Source organism: Kocuria arenosa, assembly GCF_042879215.1.
Taxonomy (GTDB): Bacteria; Actinomycetota; Actinomycetes; order Actinomycetales; family Micrococcaceae; genus Kocuria; species Kocuria arenosa.
This window is the reverse complement of record NZ_JBHZTA010000019.1, coordinates 1-20,837: the sequence shown is the minus strand read 5'-3', so window position 1 is coordinate 20,837 and position 20,837 is coordinate 1. Positions and strand designations below refer to the sequence as shown.

19 protein-coding genes are annotated in these 20,837 nt (G+C 69.8%); 11 read left to right on the top strand and 8 right to left on the bottom strand.

From position 1 onward, the window contains the following. Nucleotides 1-78: 78 nt before the first annotated feature. From ACFYE3_RS18250 to ACFYE3_RS18235, 4 genes are all read left to right on the top strand, one after another. Nucleotides 79-681, top strand: a complete 603-nt coding sequence (locus ACFYE3_RS18250; RefSeq protein WP_387611646.1) for a TetR/AcrR family transcriptional regulator — start codon at nucleotides 79-81, stop codon at nucleotides 679-681. 205 nt (nucleotides 682-886) lie between these two features. Then, entirely contained in the window at nucleotides 887-1,603 is a 717-nt protein-coding gene (locus ACFYE3_RS18245) for an NADPH-dependent F420 reductase (protein WP_387611643.1), read from the top strand. A 525-nt stretch (nucleotides 1,604-2,128) separates the two neighbouring features. Then, entirely contained in the window at nucleotides 2,129-3,463 is a 1,335-nt protein-coding gene (locus ACFYE3_RS18240) for an NtaA/DmoA family FMN-dependent monooxygenase (RefSeq protein WP_387611641.1), read from the top strand. Beyond that, nucleotides 3,460-3,987 carry a flavin reductase family protein gene (locus ACFYE3_RS18235; RefSeq protein WP_387611639.1) on the top strand — a complete coding sequence of 176 codons (528 nt, stop codon included), beginning with the start codon at nucleotides 3,460-3,462 and terminating at the stop codon, nucleotides 3,985-3,987. Before ACFYE3_RS18240 ends, ACFYE3_RS18235 begins: the two co-directional genes overlap by 4 nt. A gap of 42 nt (nucleotides 3,988-4,029) precedes the next feature. Here the strand turns inward: ACFYE3_RS18235 and ACFYE3_RS18230 are convergent, their stop codons facing one another. The 3 genes from ACFYE3_RS18230 to ACFYE3_RS18220 are packed head-to-tail and all read right to left on the bottom strand — an operon-like array spanning nucleotide 4,030 to nucleotide 6,892. Beyond that, a complete protein-coding gene (locus tag ACFYE3_RS18230) occupies nucleotides 4,030-5,082 on the bottom strand; it encodes a LacI family DNA-binding transcriptional regulator (protein WP_387611636.1) in 1,053 nt (350 codons plus the stop codon). After that, entirely contained in the window at nucleotides 5,079-5,867 is a 789-nt protein-coding gene (locus tag ACFYE3_RS18225; protein WP_387611634.1) for a TIM barrel protein, read from the bottom strand. The genes ACFYE3_RS18230 and ACFYE3_RS18225 overlap by 4 nt, the downstream gene beginning before the upstream one ends. Then, on the bottom strand, nucleotides 5,864-6,892 hold the full coding sequence (locus ACFYE3_RS18220; protein ID WP_387611631.1) for a Gfo/Idh/MocA family oxidoreductase: 1,029 nt from the start codon (nucleotides 6,890-6,892) through the stop codon (nucleotides 5,864-5,866). The genes ACFYE3_RS18225 and ACFYE3_RS18220 overlap by 4 nt, the downstream gene beginning before the upstream one ends. 185 nt (nucleotides 6,893-7,077) lie before the next feature. Here ACFYE3_RS18220 and ACFYE3_RS18215 point away from each other — a divergent pair, with 185 nt between their 5' ends. Then, on the top strand, nucleotides 7,078-7,419 hold the full coding sequence (locus ACFYE3_RS18215) for a GntR family transcriptional regulator (protein WP_387611628.1): 342 nt from the start codon (nucleotides 7,078-7,080) through the stop codon (nucleotides 7,417-7,419). Between the two features lie 53 nt (nucleotides 7,420-7,472). Here ACFYE3_RS18215 and ACFYE3_RS18210 read toward each other — a convergent pair whose 3' ends face one another. Next, a complete protein-coding gene (locus ACFYE3_RS18210; RefSeq protein WP_387611625.1) occupies nucleotides 7,473-7,625 on the bottom strand; it encodes a hypothetical protein in 153 nt (50 codons plus the stop codon). A gap of 24 nt (nucleotides 7,626-7,649) precedes the next feature. On the opposite strand from ACFYE3_RS18210, the gene ACFYE3_RS18205 reads away from it, so the two are divergent. Then, entirely contained in the window at nucleotides 7,650-9,146 is a 1,497-nt protein-coding gene (locus ACFYE3_RS18205; protein WP_387611623.1) for a sugar porter family MFS transporter, read from the top strand. Between the two features lie 321 nt (nucleotides 9,147-9,467). Here the strand turns inward: ACFYE3_RS18205 and ACFYE3_RS18200 are convergent, their stop codons facing one another. Then, entirely contained in the window at nucleotides 9,468-10,433 is a 966-nt protein-coding gene (locus tag ACFYE3_RS18200; RefSeq protein WP_387611620.1) for a sugar phosphate isomerase/epimerase family protein, read from the bottom strand. A 661-nt stretch (nucleotides 10,434-11,094) separates the two neighbouring features. After that, complete coding sequence (locus ACFYE3_RS18195) at nucleotides 11,095-11,739, bottom strand: isochorismatase family protein (protein ID WP_387611618.1); 645 nt, start codon at nucleotides 11,737-11,739, stop codon at nucleotides 11,095-11,097. Nucleotides 11,740-11,880: 141 nt separating this feature from the next. On the opposite strand from ACFYE3_RS18195, the gene ACFYE3_RS18190 reads away from it, so the two are divergent. Both ACFYE3_RS18190 and ACFYE3_RS18185 read left to right on the top strand, forming a co-directional pair. Continuing rightward, nucleotides 11,881-12,840 carry a GlxA family transcriptional regulator gene (locus tag ACFYE3_RS18190; protein WP_387611616.1) on the top strand — a complete coding sequence of 320 codons (960 nt, stop codon included), beginning with the start codon at nucleotides 11,881-11,883 and terminating at the stop codon, nucleotides 12,838-12,840. A gap of 342 nt (nucleotides 12,841-13,182) precedes the next feature. Then, nucleotides 13,183-14,586, top strand: a complete 1,404-nt coding sequence (locus ACFYE3_RS18185; protein WP_387611614.1) for an MFS transporter — start codon at nucleotides 13,183-13,185, stop codon at nucleotides 14,584-14,586. 344 nt (nucleotides 14,587-14,930) lie between these two features. On the opposite strand, the gene ACFYE3_RS18180 is transcribed toward ACFYE3_RS18185, so the two are convergent. After that, nucleotides 14,931-15,911, bottom strand: a complete 981-nt coding sequence (locus ACFYE3_RS18180; protein ID WP_387611611.1) for an AraC-like ligand-binding domain-containing protein — start codon at nucleotides 15,909-15,911, stop codon at nucleotides 14,931-14,933. 77 nt (nucleotides 15,912-15,988) lie between these two features. Beyond that, nucleotides 15,989-17,416: an aldehyde dehydrogenase family protein gene (locus tag ACFYE3_RS18175; protein ID WP_387611668.1), complete on the bottom strand. Its 1,428-nt coding sequence runs from the start codon at nucleotides 17,414-17,416 to the stop codon at nucleotides 15,989-15,991. A gap of 215 nt (nucleotides 17,417-17,631) precedes the next feature. Between ACFYE3_RS18175 and ACFYE3_RS18170 the strand changes: the two genes are divergently transcribed. The 3 genes from ACFYE3_RS18170 to ACFYE3_RS18160 all read left to right on the top strand — a co-directional run bounded on the left by ACFYE3_RS18170 (nucleotide 17,632) and on the right by ACFYE3_RS18160 (nucleotide 20,688). Then, nucleotides 17,632-19,224 carry a GMC family oxidoreductase gene (locus ACFYE3_RS18170; protein WP_387611608.1) on the top strand — a complete coding sequence of 531 codons (1,593 nt, stop codon included), beginning with the start codon at nucleotides 17,632-17,634 and terminating at the stop codon, nucleotides 19,222-19,224. 429 nt (nucleotides 19,225-19,653) lie between these two features. Beyond that, nucleotides 19,654-20,355, top strand: coding sequence for an ANTAR domain-containing protein (locus ACFYE3_RS18165; RefSeq protein ID WP_387611605.1), 702 nt, complete (start codon nucleotides 19,654-19,656; stop codon nucleotides 20,353-20,355). 9 nt (nucleotides 20,356-20,364) lie between these two features. Further along, nucleotides 20,365-20,688 (top strand): hypothetical protein, encoded by a 324-nt coding sequence (locus ACFYE3_RS18160; protein ID WP_387611602.1) that lies wholly within the window; start codon nucleotides 20,365-20,367, stop codon nucleotides 20,686-20,688. Nucleotides 20,689-20,837: the final 149 nt, after the last annotated feature.

Below are 20,837 nucleotides of genomic sequence, written 5' to 3'. Positions count from 1 at the left end.
ACTGGCTGTGGGGTTCACACTTGCCTTCGGCGACTATACGGAGATAGTCTCCACTTAATCGAGGAGAGGAACCGGACCATGACCGAGGCAGAGACCGGCGCACGCAGGCCGCGCACCGACGCCCGACGCAACCGCACACGCATCCTCGAAGTCGCCGAGGAGTTCTTTGCCGAGGCCGGCATCACCGGGTCCCTGGACGCCCTGGCCAAGCGGGCCGGTGTCGGGGCCGGGACCCTCTACCGGCACTTCCCCAACCGCGACGCCCTGCTGGCTGCCCTGCTGCAGGCCCGCAACGAGGAGCTGGAGGCCCAGCGCGAGGCCCTCCGGCAGGAGACCGACTCGGCGGTGGCTCTGGAGCACTGGCTGGACGCGCTGGGAGAGTGGGTGACCGCCTTCGACGGGCTGCCCGATCCTCTGCGGGCTGCACTGTCCCAGGAATCCTCCCCCCTGGCGATCACCTGCCAGGGCTTCATCGCGACCACCGAGGAGTTCCTCAATGCGGCCCAGTGCGAGGGCACCGCCCGGTCGTGGGTGCGTGGGCAGGACCTGTTCCTGGCCGCCCTGGCCACGGCCTGGGTGCGCGGAGCCGCCATGGCAGACGAGGCCTCGACCCAGGCCGTGCGCGAGATGATCCGCTCCGGCTGGGCCACACCCCGCCCCGACAACACCCCGGCGACCTGACCGGCACCAGCAGCCACAGGGGCGCCCGCGCAGCCCAGCGCTGAGCGCGATGCTCCTCAGGACGAAGCGACAACAGCCGCGGAGTCCGTGATGGCGCTCAGGCATCGGCCCGCCGGCACGTCGTGAACCGCCACGACGGGACGTGCGCCCGAGCGGACGTCACAAACCTCACTCCGTCCCACCTATCCCAGAACGAGGACTTGTCATGCCCACTCTTGGCATCATCGGCAGCGGAAACATCGGCGCGGCCATCGCCCGCCTGGCAGTGGCGGCCGGCACCCCGGTCGTCATCGCCAACTCCCGCGGCCCCGAAACCCTCACCGAACTCGTCGCCGAGCTGGGCCCGCTGGCCACCGCCGGCGCCGTCGAGCAGGCGGCCGACGCCGGGGAGCTCGTGGTGCTGTCCGTGCCGCTGACCGCGGCAACCGCCCTCCCGGCGGAGCTGCTGGAAGGTAAGACGGTGGTCGACACCAGCAACTACTACCCGTTCCGCGACGGGCGCATCCCCGTCCTCGACGCGGAGGAGGTCACCACCAGTGAGCTCGTCCAGCGCCACGTCGCCGGAGCCCGGCTGGTCAAGGCGTTCAACAACATCCTCGCCCATCACATCCCCGCCCTGGCTCGCCCCGCCGGATCCCCCGACCGCACCGCCCTGCCGATGGCGGGCAACGACGCCGCGGCGAAGGCCCAGGTGACGGCACTGATCGACCGGCTCGGCTTCGACACCCTCGACGCCGGCGCCCTGACCGAGAGCTGGCGGTTCGAGCCCGAGGCCGCCGCCTACACCCGCCTCTACCTCGCCGATCCCGCCACCCCCGATGAGCGCCTGCTCGAGGCCCCTGCCTCCCCCGTCACCGCCGCCCGGTTGGCCTTCGCGCTCGAGGGGGCGCCGCGGGTGCGGGTGGCCGAGCGCACTTTCTGACCCGGACCCGGTGGCGCACCCGCCTGCCGGTAACGACGGTAACGACGGTGATGACCGCCCGGCCCACCCTTGGGTCGGGCGTGCGTCGCGGGGATGCCCAGCCCGGACGATCATGCACAGGGTGGTGAATGAGGCCTCATCCGCAGCCCCGGCGTCTTTCCTCCGAACCGCGCCGATTGAGGACGGGGGCACCGGCATGGCACGGGGGTGGGGGCGGGGTGTGGTTGTGGAGTCGCCTCGGTGCTCACGACAACGTGCCACCCCGCACACCGGTCCTCCTGGCAATCGTCGGGAACGAGGCGCCAGCCCTGTGGGGGCGGGGGCGGCGCCGGGCCGTCGCCCGGATGTGGGCACGGTTGCCCACTCCTTCGCCCGCGACATCCCTCCCCGCGGTGGCCCAACGCTCATCTGCCTCTCCGGACCGGGGGTTCCGCCCCGTTGACAATGTGGAGACAGTCTCCGTATCTTTGGGACAGCAAGCGGAGAAACATTCCGTTTAAGTTCCCTCTCACCGGAGAATTCTCGATGACCAGCCCGCAGATGATCCTCGGCATGCAGCTCGGCAACGGCTACGGCTCCCAGCCCGCCGCTTGGCGGGCCCCCAGGGTGGACCCGTCCAACTACACCGACTTCGATGCCCAGGTGCGCTACGCCCAGGCCGCCGAACGCGGGAAGTTCGCGTTCCTGTTCCTGCCCGACTTCCTGGCCATGAGCGGCAACCTGGAACATGAGGCGCCCATGCTCACCCTGGAACCCCTGATGACGCTGGCGGCGATCGCCCGGGGCACCCAGCGCATCGGGCTGGTGGCCACCGGGTCCACGACCTTCAACGAGCCCTACAACCTGGCCCGGCAGTTCAAGGCCCTGGACGTGATGAGCCACGGCCGGGCCGGCTGGAACGCGGTGACCACCAGCGATTCTGCATCGGCGGCCAACTTCGGCCGGCAGATCGCCGCTCGCCCGCAGCGCTACCAGCGCGCCCACGAGACCATCCAGATCACCCAGGCGCTGTGGGGCAGCTGGCAGCGCGACGCCTGGCTGAAGGACCCCGCTACCGGGCGTTTCGCCGACCCGGGCAAGATCCAGGCGATCAACCTGGGCGGGGAGCACGTCGCCTCCCAGGGGCCGTTGCCCATTCCGCCCTCGGAGCAGGGCCAGCCGGTGATCTTCTCCGCCGGCGGCGGGGAGAACGGACTCGAGATAGCCGGCCGGTACGCCAGTGCGGTCATCGGGGCGGTGTTCACCATCGAGGACGCCCGGGCCCAGCGTGAGGCGATCCGTGACGCGGCGCGCCGGGCCGGACGGAACCCTGATGAGGTGAAGTTCTTCGCCGGGGTGATGCCGGCCATCGGTCACACCAAGCGCGCCGCCCTGGACCGCCGCGTGGCCCTGGGTGAGCACACGTTCCCGGCCCGTGTCCCGTACCTGGGGTCCATGCTGGGACTGGATCTGGAGGTCAGTCAGTTGGACCGGGCGCTGAGCGCCGCCCAGCTGGCGGCCGCCCGACCCAGCCCCTTCGATCCCCGCTCCTCGCGCGCCCTGCAGGTCGCCCGGCAAGGGTGGACCATCCGCGACGTCCTCGCTCACGGGGTCATCGACTACCACCCCACACCGGTGGGTCCTGCTTCCGCGACGGCCGATCACCTGCAGGAGTGGTTCGAGGCCGGGGCCGCCGACGGCTTCTGGGTCTCCATCGACGTCTACGAAGACGGGATCGACACCTTCGTCGACGAGGTCGTGCCCATCCTGCAGGAGCGCGGACTCTACCACCACGACTACGAAGGCCCCACCCTGCGCGAGAACCTCGGTGCCCACGCCCAGTACGGGCTGGACCCCCGGCTCACGGACCCGGCCCGATGACCCCGACCATGCACACAGCAGTCGACCGGCAGGACATCGATCCCCGGGCCTTTCGCGACGCCCTCGGGCTCTATGCCTCCGGGATCACGATCATCACCGCCAGTGATGAGCACGGCCCGATGGGGTTCACCTGTCAGTCCTTCTACAGCGTCTCCACCGACCCGCCGCTGATCTCCTTCAGTGTCATGAAGACCTCCACCACCTACCCCCGGATCGGGCAGACCGGGAGGTTCGCGGTGAATGTCCTCTCGCATCTCCAGCAAGGGGTCTCGAACCAGTTCGCCCGCCAGGGTACCGACAAGTGGGCGGGCATCCGATGGGGTTCGACCCGGGCGGGCAACCCGGTCCTGGAAGACACCCTGATGTGGCTCGACTGCGAGATCTGGGCCGAGCACGACGCCGGTGACCACCTCATCGTCCTGGGCAGGGTCATCGAGATGAGCCCGGCCACCCAGCCCGTGCGCGAACCTCTTGTGTATTTCCAGGGTCGATACCGTTACCTGCACCCGGACGAGGCGCCCTGAGGTGCGTCACCAGATGTGGTGCCGGCATGGTGAGCAGGCCTCTCAGCGGCCGGCGGGTGCGGTGCTGGTGCGGGTGACGAGCTGGGCGGGGAGCACGACGTGCTCGCCGGTCACGGCGGTGTCCTCCGCGGTGGCGTCGAGGCGGCGCAGCGCCAGGTCCACGGCGGTGCGGGCGAGCAGGCGGGGGTCCTGGGCGAGGGTGGTGAGGTCGAGGTAGGGCAGGGAGGCCTGCTCGGAGTCGTTGAAGCCGACCACCGACAGATCCCCGGGCACGCACCGGCCCAGGAGGCGGGCCTGGCTGATCACTCCGACGGCGCAGCGGTCGTTGAAGGCGATGACGGCGGTCGGGGCGGGATCCCGGGCCAGGAGCCCGGTGATCGCGGCGGCACCGCCGGCCTCCGAGGCGGCCCCGGGCACGATCAGCAGCTGCTCGCCCAAGCCCGCGGTGGTCATGGCGTCCTGGTAGCCGGCCCGGCGCCGGGCCCCGCCGGCCTCGCGGTCGGCGTCGACGTAGGCGATGCGCCGGTGCCCCAGGCCGAGGAGGTGCTCCACGGCCAGGACCGCGCCGCGGTGGTCGTCGGTGGCCACGCTGTCGAAGGCCTGCGCGTCGAAGGCGCGGGTGACCGGGACGACCGGCAGGGTCGCACTGATCTGCTCCAGCCGGTCCTGCGGCAGGGCGGTGCCCAGCAGGACCAGCGCCTCGCACCGGTCGCGCAGCAGCGCCTCGAGGGCGGCGCCCTCATCCCGGTGGCGCGTGACGGCCGAGAGCACCATGTCGTAGCCCCGCTCCTGGGCGGCGGTGTGGAGGCCGTCGAGGATCTCCCCGTGGAAGGGCTGCACCGGTTCGAAGGCCACCCCCAGCAGCCGGGAGCGTCCCTGGCGCAGCAGACGGGCCCGTTCGTCGCGGCGGTAGCCCAGCTGCTCGGCCACGGCCAGCACGTGGGCGCGGGTCTCCTCACTGGCCCCGGGAACATTCCGGAAGACGATCGAGACCAGCGGCTGGGACACCCCGGCCTCCCGCGCCACGTCGCGCATGGTCACGCGACGCCCGGAGGGGCGGCCGGGGGTGTCGCGGCCCGCAGCGTCAGTGGTCACGGGCAGGGCACGGTGAAGGCGTCCCGGAAACGTTCCAGCGCCACCTCGGGGTCGGTGGCGGCGAAGGCCTCCATCGCGATCACTCCTTCGTATCCGGTCTCGGCCAGGGCGGCGGCCACCTTCGGGTAGTGGATCTCCCCGGTGCCGGGCTCGCAGCGGCCGGGCACGTCGGCGACCTGGATCTCTCCAATATACGGAAGAGCCCGGGCGCACAGTTCCACCAGGTTCCCCTCCCCGATCTGGGCGTGGTAGAGGTCCAGGTTCAGCCGCAGGTGCGGGCTGTCCACCGCCGCGACCAGGGCCAGGGTGTCCCCGGCGGCCCCGAAGGGCACCCCGGGGTGGTCGAGGGCGGTGTTGAGGTTCTCCAGGGTGAACACCCGCCCGTGGCGCTCTCCCAGCCCGGCGAGGTGCTCCAGGGTGCGGGCCGCGGCCAGCCAGTCCGCCCCGGTCACGACCTCGTGCGGCACCACCGGGAGCCCCTGGGGGTCGAGGCCGGTGCCGTGGACGTTGAGCCGGGGGCAGTCGATCACCTCGGCGGCCTGCAGGGAGTCCTCGGCGGTCCGCAGGAGTTCGGCCGCCCCGTCCGGGTCCACGAGGGCCCCGCGCACGTAGCCGGTCATCGAGCCGAACCGGGCCCCGGTGGCGGCCAGGACGGGCAGGTCCTTGGTGGTCCAGTCCCAGATCTCGACCTCGAAGCCAGCTTCGTGCAGCCGCCGCACGCGTTGCTCGAAGGGGAGGTCGGTGAAGAGCATCTCGGCGTTGGCCGCCAGGGTGAAGCGGCTCACCGGGTGGCCCCCACCGGGTCCAGAGCCACCGGGGCGCCGGTACGGCAGGACTCGATGCAGCCCAGCGCGATCCGCAGCGCATCGCGGGCGGCCTCCACCCCCGGGCCCGGCGCGAGGTGCCCGAGGGCGGTGTCGGTGAAGGCCTGCAGCTCGGCGGTGTAGGCGCCGCGCATGGACTGGGTGTCGGCGCGCACCGTGTCGGCGGCGAGGCCCTCGGGCCCGTAGTAGCGCATGCTCGAGGCCGCCAGATCGCCTGCGGTGACCATGCCTGCGGAACCGAAGGCCTCCGCCCGGGTGTCGTAGCCGTAGGCGGCGGCGAAGTTGGCCTCGGCGGTGGCGATCGCCCCGTTGTCGTAGCGGATCGTGACCACCGCGGTGTCCAGCAGCCCGGCGTCCCGGTAGTCCGGGGCCACCAGGGCATCGGCCACCGCATACACCCGCACCGCTCGCGCGGCGGGGTTGAGGAAGTTCAAGGTGTCGAAGTCGTGGATCAGCGTCTCCAGGAAGATCGTCCACGGGGCGACGGCCGCCGGGTTCGCCAATCCCGGGTCCCGGGTGATCGAGCGCAGCAGCTGCGGGGTGCCGATCCGCCCGGCCCCGATCATGGCCCTCGCCTGCGGGAAGCCGTCGGCGAAGCGGCGGTTGAACCCGATTCGGAACAGCACGCCATGGGTCTCGACGGCCTGGTGGACCCGGTCGATCTCCTCCAGGGTCATTCCGGCCGGCTTCTCGCAGAAAATTGCCTTGCCCGCCGCGGCGACCTGTTCCACCAGGGCCGTGTGGAAGCGGGCCGGGGCGGTGATCACCACCGCGTCGATCTCCGGGTCGGCCAGCAGCTGGGCCGGGTCGGTGTAGGCGGCAGGCACGTGCAGCGCGGTGGCCAGGCGCGCCGCGGCGCCCTCGACCGGATCGGCGATCGCGAGCAGTCGGGCGTTGGGCACGGTGCGCGTGATCAGTTCGGCGTGGCTGGAACCGATCCGGCCGGCGCCGATCAGACCGATGTTCAAGGTGCGGGGCTCGGACACGGGATTCTCCTTCACATCAGGGTTGGAGCGCGGACGGGGTTGCCCGGGAACGATGTCCTCAACATGTCCTGACAAACCCTTGGCAGAAACACTAGTACGTACTAGTGTGATCGGCAACACAAACTCAGGGGCGAGCTGAAGCAGTGCACTGAGGCGCAGCCACCCTGCCGTGGAAGGAGATCTTCGTGACCGCACGACATGTTCCCACCCCGCCCCGCACGCACCTTTCGGAACCACTGATGGCCGCACCCTTGTCCCTGCCGATCGACAGGAACTCCCCGGTTCCCCTCTATCACCAGCTCGCTCTGGCCCTGGAGGGTGCTATCCGCAGCGGGGCTCTGGCGCCCGACACCAGGCTCGACAACGAGATCGAGCTGGCGGCCCGATTGCATGTCGGCCGCGTCACCGTGCGCAGCGCACTGGCACGCCTGGCCGATGCCGGTCTGGTGATCCGCACACGACGAGTCGGCACCTACGTCACCTCTCCCCACCAGTGGGTGCGCCCTCATGCGCCCGCCACGGTGTAGCAGAGGTTGGCCGACGGTCGCTCCACGCCCCTCGGGGCGGCCACCCACCGGAGTCACCGCCTGATGACCCGGACGATCGAACCGCACTCCACCTGCACCCGCCACAGCACCGCGCAGCGTTCTGCCTCCTTGGCCGAACCGCGAAGCCAGCATGACGAACGACCCATCATCGGACCGGTGCCATACGCGATCCACACCTGCTTCATCAGGTCCTCAACCAAGGAGTCCACATGTCTCACCACTCTCCGGGCGACAGTCGGGTCGCCCTTCCACCGCTGACCAGTGGGCCGCATCGCAAGCGGCTCGGATTGATCTCGGTCGTGGCCTGCCTGGGCGGGCTGCTGTTCGGCTACGACACCGGTGTGACGAACGGCGCCGAGGGGCCGATGGCCCAGGACCTGGGCTTGAACCTGATCCAGTTGGGGGTGGTGGTCAGTTCGTTGATCTTCGCGGCGGCGGTCGGGGCCCTGGTCTGGGGCCGGGTCTCGGATGGCTGGGGCCGGCGCAAGACGATCATCCTGCTGGCGGTGCTGTTCTTCCTCGGTACCCTGCTGGTGGTCTTCTCCCCGGCGTCCCCGGAGCCGGGAACGTTCTCCCTGACGGGGTTCACGGTCCTGGTCTGCGGGCGGATCATGATCGGCCTGGCCGTCGGTGGAGCCTCCACGGTGGTGCCGGTGTATCTGGCCGAGCTCGCCCCCTACGAGATCCGCGGGTCGATCACCGGCCGCAACGAACTGGCGATCGTGTTCGGACAGCTCTCCGCCTTCGTCATGAACGCGATCATCGCCGTCACGCTCGGCGACGTCGTGGAGGGCGTGTGGCGCATCATGTTCGCCGTCTCGGCAGTGCCGGCGATCGCCCTGTTCATCGGGATGCTGCGCATGCCCGAATCCCCGCGCTGGCTCACCGAGAAGGGCCGGTACGACGAAGCCCTGGCAGTGCTCGAGACGGTCCGTCCGTCCGATCGCGCGAAAGCCGAGCTGCAGGAGATCGAGCACGTCGCGGCCATGGAGATCGAGACGCACCAGGTCGGGCTGAAGGCGGTCCTGACGAACAAGTGGCTGCGACGGATCATCCTGGTCGGCATCGGCGTGTCCATGACCCAGCAGCTGACCGGCATCAACTCGGTGATGTACTACGGCACCCGCATTCTGGAGGAGTCCGGGATGACAGAGCAGCAGGCCGTGCTGGCCAACATCGCCTTCGGTGTCGTGGCCGTGATCGGCGGAATCATCGCCCTGTACAACATGGACCGGCTCGACCGGCGCAAGACCTTCATCATCGGATTGTCGTTGACCACGACCTGCCACCTGCTGATCGGGATCGCCGGCAACCTGCTTCCCGAGGGCAACCCCGCCCGCCCGATCGTGATCCTGATCCTCGTGGTCGCATTCGTGCTCTCGATGCAGACGTTCTTGAACGTCGCCGTCTGGGTGTGGCTGGCGGAGATCTTCCCGTTGCACATGCGCGGACTGGGCATCGGCATCTCGGTGTTCTTCGGATGGACCATGAACGGCTTCCTAGCCCTGTACTTCCCGACCCTGGTGGGCACGGTCGGGATCTCGGGCACGTTCTTCCTCTTCGCGGGCATCGGCGTGGTGGCCCTGATCTTCGTCGCCACCCAGGTCCCCGAGACCCGGGCCCGCTCCCTCGAAGACCTCGAGGAGGACGTCTCCACCGGAGCGATCTACCAGGTCGCCAAGCCGGCTGACGTCCACCGGTCCTGATCCCAGAGCTCTGCTGCCCAGAGCTCGATCCGCCGGAGCCGTGGGGCAGGTCAAAGTGACCTGCCCCACGGCTCCCTGACCCTCCGGGGCCTGTCGGTCGGGCGGGCATGGCCGGCGGGTCGTGGGTGACCGGGGGTTCGTAACTCAGCCGTGAGTGACGCCGTTGACGGTGGTGGAAGATCTCCATGCCATCGACAATCACGTTGGCCAGGTCGATCCGGGTGGGCCATCTTTTCGGCGGTCAGCAACCCGATCCGCAGTGACCACCAAAGGGATTGCCGCACGATCAGGTGTCACCTGATCGTGCGGCAGTCCCTTGCTTCAGATGCTGGCAGGCCGCCAGTCGGGGGCCTCGACCAGGACGACCTGCTTCAGCATGCTGGCGGCCCGGGTGACACCTTCGATGGAGTTGACCAAGGTGTCCTCGTGCTCAATATTGAGCGTTCCGTCATAGCCCACCGAGCGAAGGTGGTAGACGAAGTCGGCCCAGAAGGCAGCCCCGTCCGGATGTCCCAGCCCGAGGGTGACGTAGTTCCAGGCCCTGTCAGCCGCCTGCTCCATCGGCACCGTGTCCAACAACCCATCCCGGGAGGCAACGGGTTTGTTGATACGAATGTCCTTGGCATGCACATGCGTGATCGAAGATCCCAGCGCCTGGATGACGGCGGGGATGTCAGCACCCATCCACATCAAGTGGGAGGGATCGAGGTTCGCGCCGACAACGTCGTCACCGACAGCGTCGATCAGCCGCAACAGGGTGGAGACGTTGTGAACCAGCTGACCACCGCAGGCCTCCACGGCCAGCCGGACGCCCTTGTCCCGGGCGAAGGCAGCCAGCTCCCGCCAGTAGGGAAGCGCGACCTCATTCCACTGATAATCCAGAACCCCGAGGTTCTCCGGCGGCCAGGAGGAGGTGATCCAGTTCGGGGTCGCGTCACCGCGAGCTCCGGGAAGCCCGGACATCAACACGACGGTGGGGGCGCCCAACTCACTGGCAACACTGATGGTGTCGCGGACCACCCGGTCCTGATCGGGTCCGCTGACGGGGTGCAATTGATTGCCGTTGGCGGTCAGCGCGCTGAGACTCAGCCCGCGGTCGGCGATCATCCCGGTGAACTCGGCTCGGGCCTGGGCTGAGGAGACCAGGGCGGGCAGATCGGCATGGGGACTCTCGGACCAGTTGCCGGTAGCCACCTCGACGGAGCTCAACCCCAGGGTCCGGGCCAGGTCCAGGGCTTGTTCGAACGGCAGATGGCTGACGGAGTCGGTGATGAGTCCGAGTTTCATAGGTGGTTCCTCACTGTTCTGGGTGTGCGTGTCGACAGCACATAGCAGAGGAAGAGATGTGTCGTCCATCACACTAGTACGTATTAATGTTATGAACCATGGCTCATTGAAGAGGTCTTCCGCGAAGCACGTGGTGGCCTGGGCGACTCTTCCTCGCGCGAGTCCCCTGCAGGTCAGCGAAGGGGCCGAGGACAGTGGAGCACCGCATGTTGGCTCGACCCGCAGGGAGCGGGCAGCGCGGGTTCAACCGTGGGCAGCGGGTGCCGGAGCAGCTCGGACCCTCCGGCTTTACCCATGGCCCCGATATAGGCCGGTCATCTGACGTCTCAGGGGCGGCAGGGGTGGCGGAGCTGGCGGTCGTAGGCGCTCAGCATTTTCCGTTTCCGGTTCTGGGGTCGCGGATCCACACGACCTGGGACATCGGCATTGGCGCCACGACGATGCCGCTGTACGTCGGGAACCCGAACTGGTGGATGTCGAGGCGCTCTCCTCTTCGGAGATCGGACAGTCCATCCGACGCCGGTCCCCGGAGCACGATCGAGGTCTCGCCGCATCTCGACGGAAGTCTCTACGTCGGCAGGGCGCCTCCCAATGTTCGAAGGAGGCGCCCTGCGGGATGACAGTGGCGATCAGTGCGCGGGCTACGCCCTCAGGCGGAACGTCAGGCGACGGTGGCGTGCTGCTGGGCGCCTGCGACGGCGGAGCTGCCCAGGTCGCTGCCAGGCAGGAGCTGCCGGGTGTTCAGGGCCTCGACCCAGGCGTCCGTCGAGGCGACGGCGGCCCAGTTGGAGTGCAGCAGGGTCATGAGCGTGGTGTGCACGGTCTCGGCGTCGGCGGAGCCGGCGTCGTTGGCGAGGTTGACCGCGCCCGTGGCGTCCGCGAGCACCTCGGTGGTGAAGCCGAGGGCCTCGCCCTCGACGGCCGAGGCGAGGACGCAGTTGTTCGTCATGTATCCGACGAGCGTGACGGTGTCGACTCCCTGCTCGCGCAACCAGGTGGAGACGTCGGTGTCGGCGTAGACGGAGCCGTACTGCTTCACGACGGTCTTCCAGTTCTCGGTGCGGCGCTGAGCCACCTCGGGGCGCAGCTGGAAGCCGGGCTGGGTCGGGTCGAACACCGGCGCGCCGTCACCCATCGTGTGCTGGACCGCGACGACGGGGATCCCGGAGGCGTGGGCCGCGTCGATCGCCTGGGCGATGCGGGGGAGGGACTCGGTGTGGGGCGGGTGCTGGATCTCCAGTGGGCCGCCGCCGAAGTAGTCCTGCTGGACGTCGATGAGGATGAGCGCGCGCTGAGGGCTGGGCATGGGGGACTCCTTGGGGTGGTGGCGGTCGCGGAGCTGCGACCGCTGATGAGCACCCCTCCATCCTGTGGGCACCCGCCAGGAACCAACAGTGGCGTGAAGGTCGACGTACGATGAAATCACGCCAAGAATGAGGGGGAGCCTATGCGGATCGGGATCTACGCCTTCGACGGAATCACCATGTTCCACCTCTCGGTCCCACAGATGGTTTTCGACGAGGTCGCCCGGCAGGGGCTGGGCGACTGGGAGACGTTCCTGTTCGGTGACCGTCCCGGCGGGATCCGCACCGCGGAGGGATACGGCGTCGAGGGCATCCAGGGCCTCACAGCCGCAGGGAGCGCCGATGTCCTGGTGATGCCGTCGTGGTTCCTCGACGGGCGCCCGGCCGGTGAGGCGGTGCGCGCGACGCTGAGGGCAGCACATGCCGCCGAGGCCACAATCGTCGGTCTCTGCCTCGGAGCGATCCCGGTGGCCGATGCCGGGCTGCTCGCCGGGCGCCCGGCGGTCACGCACTGGCAGGCCTTCGATCTGCTGGCGCAGCGGCATCCGGAACTCGCCCTGGACGAGTCGGTGCTCTACATCGACCACGGCGACGTCCTCACCTCGGCGGGCACCGCATCGGGGCTGGATGCCTGCCTGCACCTGGTCCGGGCACGCCTCGGGGCCGACGCGGCGAACAAGGTGGCTCGGAGCCTGGTCATCGCCCCGCACCGTGAGGGCGGGCAGGCCCAGTACATCGAGCGCCCACTGCCTCCCCGGCCCGATGACACCGCGATCTCCCGGGTCATGGACTGGGCCGGGCGGCGTCTGGGCGAGCCCCTGTCGATCGAGGTGCTGGCCGCTGCGGCGCACATGAGCACGCGGACCTTCGTGCGCGCGTTCCGGGCGGCGACCGGAACGACGCCGGCCACCTGGGTGAGGACGCGGCGCCTGGAGGAGGCCCGTCGGCTGCTGGAGACCACCGACCGGCCGATCGACACGATCGCGGCTGAATGCGGCATCGGCAGCCCCGTCACACTGCGCCAGAACTTCTCGGCCGCCTTCAAGACCTCACCCTCGCAGTACCGTGCGCGCTTCCGAGCAGAGGCGACAGGCACGGGGTAGTGACCCCGCCGGTTCCGACGGGCGGGCGGTCGCTGCCCAGGCGCGTCAACGATCTTTTCTCGGGTGGGCTTGCGGGGAGGCCGGGCTGCGACTGAGCGGTCCACTGACGGGGCGATGCCCTTGTCGAGGAGCCGGGACAGTGACCGCTGATCTTCACCCCGTTTGACGTGGATACCCCTGGGGTAACAGTAGGGCGCAGTGTTGCCCCTGGGGGTATCACGTGGTGGCGCGGTGGTTCCCGTGCACCCTGTCCTGAGGAGTTCTCCGATGTCTTCTGCCGCCTCCGCCGTCGTGCGGCCTGACACTTCCAGGGGCTCCCGGGGTGGGCTGGTCCCGCTATTGGTGATCGCCACCGCCCAGCTGATGCTGGTGCTCGACGACTCGATCGTGAACATCGCCTTGCCGTCCATCCAGCGCGAACTCGACGTCTCGGCGGTGCACCTGCCGTGGGTCGTCAACGCCTACATTCTCGCCTTCGGGGCGCTGTTGCTGCTGGGCGGGCGGATCGGGGACCTGTGGGGTCGTCGGGCCACCCTGCAGGTCGGCATCACCGTCTTCATCATCGCCTCACTTCTTGGCGGCCTCGGGCAGAGCACTGCCATGCTCATCGTGGCGCGGGCCGTGCAGGGCCTCGGGGCGGCCATGACCGCACCGAACGCCCTGGCCCTGATCGCCACGACCTTCTCCGATCGCAGGACGCGCGACAGTGCGCTGTCGCTCTACGGGGCGATGTCCGGTCTGGGCATCGTGGTCGGCCTGCTGTTGGGCGGAGTGCTCACCGGAACCCTGGGGTGGCGGTGGGTGTTCTTCATCAACGTCCCGATCGGCCTGCTCGTCCTCCTGGGCTCCCGCACCCTGGTCGGTGCCGAGCAGCACACCGGCCGGCTCGGCGCTGTGGGGGTGGGCCTGGGCACCGGCGGGATGGTCGCCCTGGTGTACGCGATCACCCGGTTCGGTGAGGACGGGTTCGCCGATCCCCTCGCCCTGGGCCTCGTGGCCGCCGGGGTGGTGCTGCTGGGCGCGTTCACCCTCGTGCAGTCGCGCAGCCGCAGCCCCCTGGTGCCGTTGAGCCTGTTCCGCGACCGGAACCGCTCCGGGGCCTACCTCACCATGCTCCTGGTCGCTGTCGGCCCGATGGGCACCTTCTACGTCATCACCCTCTACCTGCAGCAGGTGCTCGGGTTCAGCCCGCTGCGCACCGGGATCTCCTGGCTGCCCTTCGCCGTCGGCATCGTCGTCGGGGCCGGCACCGCACCCACGGTGCTGCTGCGCGTCGGCCCGCGCTACATCGCAGTCGCCGGCGCGCTGCTCAGCGCCGCGGCGACCTTCTGGCTCTCGAGGATCACCGTTCAGGCGAACTACTGGGTGGATCTGGCCCCGGCGATGTTCCTCCTCGCCGTCGGCTTCGGGTCTGTGGCGGTCACCCTCACCCAGGCCGCGGTCTACCGGGTCGACCCGGACAAGGCCGGCATCGCCTCAGCACTGCTCAACTCCGCCCAGCAGATCGGCGTCGCCCTGGGCCTGGCCGTGCTGGCCGGGATCGCCGCCACCGTCACCGCCGCCCCCGAAAACGAGGTGTTGCCGACGGGGGAGGCCCTGGTCGCCGGATACGGCACCGCGTTGACCGTGGCCACCGGGCTCCTTCTCGCCGCCGCAGCACTGGTCCTGATCACCCTCAACACCCGACCAGTGACCGATGAGGACACCCACGATCCTGCCGACGCCCTGCCCGAAACGACACGCTGAGACAGGCCCCAACGCGGCCTGCGCCAGAGTCGCCTCCTTGGGCGCCAACTCAGGCTGAGGCCTCCGCTGTACATGTGGCCCGGCTGCCGGCCACTCTCCGCGAGAGCGATGTTGGGGTAGGGGCTGCTGTGCAGGCATCGTCGGTCGACCCAGAACATGCTGGCCTCTGCCGACCAGTTGCGGGGGAGGGTCGTGGGATTGCGGGTGCTGGATCTGAGCGGGAGAGACGTGGCCGCAGACCCCCGGTGGGCTGGATAGCTTCACTGTCATGGCTGCCGGGCCGCTCGACGAAAACCCTGGACACACTTCTCGGGCCCCTGAGCAACCCTCTGCCCTATCCGTGATCAGCTGCGCGTCGCAATCCTGAACTGCGCAGGGGACACTCCGAATTTCTGCTTGAACAGCCGGGAGAAGTGCGCGGCGTCGGGGAAGCCCCATGCCGCCCCGACGCGGGAGACCGGGCGGTGGTCGTGGCCCGGGTCCAGCAGGGTCCGGCGGCACTGCTCGAGGCGCCGGTGCCGGATCCAGGCCGAGAGGGTGTACTCCTCGCCCTGGAAGATCTCGTGCAGGCGCCGGACCGAGAGGAACAGGTGGGTGGCGATCATAGGCGGACCGAGCTGCGGGTCGGCGAGGTGGTCCTCGACGAAGGCCCGCGCCACGGCGCGCAGGGCCTCGTGGCCCTCGGTCGTGGCGTCCGCGGCCACGGCCCCGGCCATGTCCTCGGCCCGCTCCGTGAGAACTGCTCCCACGAGGTCCACTGCGGAGCGCCCCAGGCGAGCGGCGGAGCGGCCGCTCAGCACGTGCATCCGGTCGGAGAGTCCGCCCAGGAAGTCCGCGGCCAGCGCGCCGACGCCCTCGTCCCCGCGGAACCGGGTCGCTGTCACGGACCCCACTGCGCTCGGGGACAGCTCGAGGCCCGTGCCGGGAAGCATGAGCACCAGGAGCCGGGCCTCCTGGGGGAAGTCGAGCCGGTAGGGGCGGTCCGTGTCGTAGACGACCATGTCCCCCGGCGCCAGCACGGCACTCCGGCCGTCCTGCTCGACCACGCACGTGCCACCGAGCTGGAGACCGAACTTCACCGAGCCGCTGGTTGCGGCGGGCGACAGGTCGTGCTCGACGACGTGCCGGGTGGCGTGGATGTGGCTGATCTCCACGTGGCCGGTCGGGCGGTGGTCCAGTTGTGCGCGGAAGGTGACGCGCTCGGTCGTGTCCACCTCCAGCGGCACGAACACCTCGGAGGCCAGGCGGGCGAAGTCGGTCGCCGAGGTGGCGAGCACAGGACGTGCCGGACCGGGCGCGTCCCGCTCCATCACTCCTGCTGCCACCACCCGGACCCCCTTCCGCTCGTCGGTCTGCGACCTACATCATCGCGGGGTGCGGGCGGCTTGTCGACGTGCCCAGGTCAGGAGGAGATGACCTTCGGCACCCCGAGCGCCTTGAGGCCCTCCACGCCGAACTCCACTCCCTGCCCGGAGCTCTTGATCCCGCCGAAGGGCATGCGCGGGTCCACGGCGCCGTGCTTGTTGATCCACACGGTGCCGGCCTGGATCCGGGCGGCGACCTCGCGCGCCCCCTCGAGGTCCGAGCCCCACACCGAGGCGCCGAGACCCACGTCCAGGCGGTTGGCCATGTGGACGGCCTCGTCCACGGTGGAGTACTTCACGATCGGCAGCGCGGGCCCGAACTGCTCCTCGACCACGAGGGCGTTGTCGTCGTCGAGATCGGCCACGAGCGTCGCCGGATAGAAGTACCCCGGCTGCTCCTCGACGGGATCACCGCCGAGCAGCACCCGGCCCCCGCCTGCCCTGGCCTGCTCCACGAGATCGGACACGATCTCGTACTGAGCCTTGTTCTGCAGCGGGCCGAGCACGTTCTTCTCGTCCCGTCCCTCGCCCATCGGCATGGCCGCGGCGACCTCGGTGAGGGCCTCGCACACGGCGTCGTAGACGTCCTCGTGGACGTAGAGACGCTTGAGCGCGGCGCAGGTCTGGCCCGTGTTGATGAACGCTCCCCAGAACAGCCCCTCGGCAATGGCCTGCGGGTCCGCGTCCGGCAGCACGATGCCGGCATCGTTGCCGCCGAGCTCCAGCGTCAGGCGGGTGAGGGAGTCCGCGGCCGAGCGCATGATGGCCTTGCCGGTGGCCGTGGAGCCGGTGAACATCAGCTTGTCCACCCCGGCGTGCTGGGACAGCGCCTCGCCGACCTCCCGACCGCCCGCCACCACGGTGAGCAGGTCCTCGGGCAGGACCTGGTTGAGGACGTGCGCCAGCCCCAGGACGGAGAGCGGAGTGTACTCGGAGGGCTTGGCCACCACGGTGTTGCCCATGCGCAGGGCCGGGGCGATCTGCCAGACGGAGATCATCATCGGCCAGTTCCAGGGGCTGATGGACCCGACGACCCCGATGGGCTCGTAGCTGAGGACCGCCTTCCCGGACTCGTCGTCGAAGAGCGTCTCGGGCTCCAGGGGCAGCGACGCCGTGGCGCGCAGCCAGCCGACCGCGCCGCCGACCTCGAACAGGGCGTTGGGCCCGTTCTGCACCGGCTTGCCCTGCTCGCGCGAGAGCAGCTCGGCCAGGGCGGCGGCGTTCGCCTCGACGGCGTCGGCGGCCCGCAGCAACAGTGCCGACCGCTCGGCGTCCGGGACCGCGGCCCACTCGGGCTGCTTTCCCCGGGCCCGGGCCAACGCCTGCTCGAGATCCTTGACGGTGGACTCGTGGACACGGCCGACCAGCTCCCCGGTGGCCGGGTCGAGGATCTCCCGGCCGTCGGGAGCGGTGATCGCCGCGAGCAGCTCGTCGTAGGTGAGCGCGGGAACGGGGGAGGGCGTCATCGGGGTGGTCGTCGTCGTGGTCACGGTGGGCTCCTTCGGTGGAACGGGTCGATGCTGCTCCCATCGTGACGCACACCACACCGGGGCGCCTTGTCCGTGAGGGCACGGTTCTTGACGCAGAGTGCGGGATCTCCGCCGCCACGGCCGCGCTCATGGTCAAGGGGTCTGCGCACCCGGACAAGTCGTACGTGTGTGGCCGCCGTCACACTGATCCCATGAGCACATCGACCAAGACCTACATCGTCGTGGGCGCCGGCACCGCCGGCAGCATCCTGACCCGCCGCCTCCTCGACGCCGGCCACGAGGTGACCCTTCTCGAGGCCGGCGACCATGACCGCAATCCCGCCATCCACTCCGTGTCCCGCCTGGGCGAGCTGTGGCACTCCGCCGAGGACTGGGACTACTTCACCGTGCCCCAGAAACACGCGGACGGCCGGGTGATCCACTGGCCTCGCGGCCGGGTGCTCGGTGGCTCCCACGCCCTCAACGCCACCATCTGGGTGCGCGGAGCGGCCCAGGACTACGACGCCTGGGCCGCCGACGGGTGCCCCGGGTGGTCCTGGGCCGACGTGCTGCCGTGGTTCACGGCGCTGGAGACCTACGTCCCGCCCACCGGCGCGGTGCCGGACGAGAGCCGCGGCACCGAAGGCCTGGTACCCGTGGTGCAGGACTACCCGCTCAACCCGATCTTCGAGTCGATCATCGAGGCCGCCGAGCAGTTGGGCGTGGCCCACAAGGAGGACTACAACGCCGGCACGCTCGACGGCGTCTCCCAGCAGCAGGTCAACGTTCGGGACGGGAAGCGCTTCAACACCTGGATGGCCTACGTCAAGCCGGTGGCGGACCATCCGCGGCTGAGCGTGCGCACCGGCGTGCTCGTGCAGAAGGTCCTGGTCGAGGACGGCCGCGCGGTCGGCGTGGCCGTCGTGCCTCTCGGCGACCCGGACGGCACGCCCGAGGAGATCCGCGCGGACGAGGTGATCCTGTGCGCCGGAGCGCTCGACTCGCCCAAGATCCTGCTGCGCTCGGGCATCGGTCCCGCCGGGCACCTGTCCGAGGTCGGGGTCCCGGTGGTCCATGACCTGCCCGGGGTCGGGGAGAACCTCCACGACCATCTGCTGGCCCCGGTCATCGCCGAGGCCACGGGACGCACGATCGAGCACCCCGAGTCCGACTGGTCCGTCACCCAGACCCACCAGTTCTGGCGCTCCCGTCCCGACCTCGATGTGCCCGACACGCAGCCGATCCACTTCTCGGTCCCGATGTACGACGACGGGATGGCCGGTCCGATGAACGCCTTCACCCTGCACTCCGGGCTGGTCCGCCCGTACTCCCGGGGCACGGTGCGGCTCACCGGACCGGGTGCATCCGACCCCGTGGAACTGGACCCGAACATCTTCGAGGACCCGCGCGACCGCGAGGCACTGCTGGCCTCCTTCCGCCAGGCCCGCGAGATGGTCCGCACGCGGCCCCTCGCGGAGGACTGGGGCGCCGTGGAGCTCTACCCCGGCCCGGAGGTGCGCACCGAGGACGAGGAGATCGCCTACATCAACAAGTTCGTCACCACCTACCACCACCAGGTCGGCACCTGCCGGATGGGCACCGGCCCCGACGCAGTGGTCTCCCCCGAGGACCTGCGTGTGCACGGCCTCGACGCTCTGCGAGTGGTGGACGCCTCGATCATGCCCCGGGTGCCCAGCGGCAACACCAACGCGCCCACCGCGATGATCGCCGAGCGCGCCGCGGCCCTCATCACCGGCGGGCAGGCGGAGGGACCTGCCGAGCAGGCGGTGGGGACTGCTCGCTGACAGCTGTGGCCGCGGGCTCTGGGAGGACGGTCGAGCGGTTCAGCTCATCGAGCCACCACTGAACCCGTCACGGGACAAACGGGGAATCCATTCGGACATCCTTCGGCGCCGGCATGAGGCGAGGCCGATGGTTCGATCGGGCCTCACACGTCAGGCACTCGGTCGCGGAATCGCCATGGGTGCGCCCCGGTCCGGGCAGGTGTCACCGGTACGGTGCTGCACCGGGAGCTCATGAGGAGCGGGGAGGGATCGCGTCGAGATCACCGGGTCCCGTCGACGTGTGACGGCGTAGGCTGGTGTGCAAGGCTGGAGCGGACCATTGGCATTTCGTCAGCGCGGGGTGGCGCCAACGGGTCGGCCGGTGATGACGACGACATGGCGGTGACGATGATGGACCGAGATGCATCAGCGAGGACCCCTGAGGCTTCGGTGGATGATCTGACCACGGTCTTCGCCCGGATCCAAGGCATGCTGCTCAGTGTTCAGGACGCGACCGCGGCGGTGGAGCAGCTGGCCGAAGTGGCCCTGGGCTTCGTGCACTCGGCCGTGGGTGCCGGTGCCTCGTTGATGGACGAGGCCGGCCACCGCACCTCCACCGCCACCACCGACCGGATCGCAGCCGCCGCCGACGCCCTGCAGTACGAGCTGGGCGAGGGCCCGTGCGTGTCCGCCTGGGCGGCCACCGCCGTGCAGCGCGTCGACGACACCGGAACCGAGTCCCGCTGGGCGCAATGGTGTGCGGCCGCGGCCGGGCTGGGGGTCCGCTCGGCGCTCAGCGCCCCGATGGTGTTCAAGGGCACCGCGATCGGCGCGTTGAAGGTCTACAGCACCAGCATCGACAAGTTCACGGCCGAGGACGAACGGCGTCTGGTGCTGCTGGCCGGGGCCGCGGCCACCCTGTTGGGGATCGCCCAGGACCCTGAGGCCCCGCGCCGGCTCTCCGCCGGGCTGCAAGCAGCCCTGGCCGATCGGAAGGCGGTGGAGACGGCTACCGGGATGCTGATGGAACGCCACGGCTCGGACCACGACGTCGCCCGCGGCCGGCTGATGACGGCCTCGCGCGCTCAACGTCGGCCGGTGGCCGAGATCGCCCGCGACCTCGTGGCTCGCGCCGCGGACCCGGCCATGTAGGTGGCCCACTTGGACGAGGACGCCCAGGGACGGGAGCAAGCCCGCCTGCTGCGCCGCGCCATGGACCACGCCGGCCTGGACCTGCACGAGGTCTGGATGCACTTCTTCAGCATCGGCGGGGACGTGGGGGAGCTGGAGGTCGAGGCCTACCTCCACCACTCCCTGACCCTGCCCGGGATCCAGCGGGACATCTTGGCCCATGCTGTCAACGAGATCATCGACCACGGACCCGTTCTGCACGCCCCCTACACCTACGACCTGACTGACTCGGCTCAGGACGCCGACCACATCGCTCAGCACGAGACCGAGGACGGCGACACCCCAGGACAGTGACCCGCCCCAGGCGCCGACCACCACAGCATGGGACCCAGAACAGCACGTGGATCGTTCCGACCCTGCGCTGTGGAGTCCGGGCATCTCGGTGATCGTTGCTCAGGAGGGGTTGTGGTGGGGCCGGGCGCGCAGGACGAGCTCGAGCTCGA